Source organism: Sphingomonas sp. PWP1-2 (assembly GCF_049898305.1).
GTDB classification, from domain to species: Bacteria; Pseudomonadota; Alphaproteobacteria; order Sphingomonadales; family Sphingomonadaceae; genus Sphingomonas; species Sphingomonas glacialis.
In genome coordinates this window covers 1-1,206 of sequence record NZ_JAFCXM010000021.1, presented here as the reverse complement: position 1 = coordinate 1,206, position 1,206 = coordinate 1, and the positions used below count along the sequence as shown (strand labels likewise).

General features: G+C 60.9%; 1 protein-coding gene and 1 pseudogene. One reads left to right on the top strand and one right to left on the bottom strand.

Annotation, left to right across the window (positions count from 1 at the left end; all coding sequences use genetic code 11):
• Positions 1-823 (top strand): PAS domain-containing protein (locus tag ACP7C5_RS19135; RefSeq protein WP_426265506.1); only part of this gene is annotated, 823 nt, incomplete at its 5' end.
• 96 nt (positions 824-919) lie between these two features.
• Here the strand turns inward: ACP7C5_RS19135 and ACP7C5_RS19130 are convergent.
• A pseudogene (locus ACP7C5_RS19130) lies at positions 920-1,003 on the bottom strand (IS6 family transposase); the annotation flags it as partial.
• Positions 1,004-1,206: the final 203 nt, after the last annotated feature.

The following is a 1,206-nucleotide window of genomic DNA, read 5'->3' as shown; positions in this document are numbered from 1 at the left end:
CGCCAAACATCCCCGGCCGCTCCTAAAAGAAGCAGCCTTACCAACGGCTGGATTTTACTCCGCCACGCTCAGCACCGCGCCGGCGTTCCGATGGCCTGCTTTGTCACCGGCGCATCCAGAGCAAGGCGCGGCGGTGACATCAGAGAGCAACAAAGCCGATTCTGGCTCCGACACATTCGCCGGCAACAGCGAAACCGCCAACCTGATGCGGTCGTATGAATGGGCGTCATCGCCTCTCGGTGGCTACGCCAGCTGGCCATCGTCGCTAAAGGCGATCGTATCGCTGATGCTCGGCTCCCGCTTTCCCATGTTCCTGGCATGGGGTGACGGCCTACGCATGATCTACAACGATGCCTATGCCGAAATCCTGGGCGCGAAACACCCCGCAGCGCTTGGTGCGCCTTTTCAGGAAGTCTGGTTCGAAATCTGGGCAGACATCTCGCCGCTAGTTGATACAGCGATGGCCGGTGAGGCCACTTGGATCGAGAACCTGCCGCTCCGTATGAACCGGCGTGGTTATGACGAGGACACCAGCTTCACGTTCTCCTATTTGCCGGCACGAAACGACGACGGCGAGATAATTGGAATGTTCTGTGTCTGTACGGAGACAACGGGGCAGGTGACGGCAGAAGCGCAACTCCGCGACCTCAATCGCACGCTGGAAGCGCGCATCATCGAGCGATCCGGCGAGCTCATGAAGGCCGAGGAGTCGCTTCGCCAGTCGCAAAAGCTGGAAGCGATCGGACAGCTTACCGGGGGCGTCGCGCACGATTTCAACAATCTGCTGACCGTCATCCGCGGCTCTGTCGATCACCTCGGGTGACGAGTTGAAGCGGCGGAACGGGCTAGGGGGCAGGGCTCTCGATTTGCGGCTCATTGCACCTCGGTAGCGAACGCCTCGTTAATCTGACAGAGCCTTTCGAAGCGATAGCGGGAACCGCACATACATCATCACGACCAGCCGGATCACCTCGGGTGACGAGTTGAAGCGGCGGAACGGGCTGGGGGGGCTGGGCTCTCGATTTGCGGCTCATTGAGCCACGGTAGCGAACGCCTCGTTGGTCTGACAGAACCGGTTAGCAGGGATCCGGCTCTATCGCGGTCACACGCCTCGCGGGTCGCCATAGACGATCCCACGTCCGTCAGTTGCGACATACACGCGTCCGAAACGGCGCGGGTCGCCGGTGATGGCGCGAAAGCGTAAGC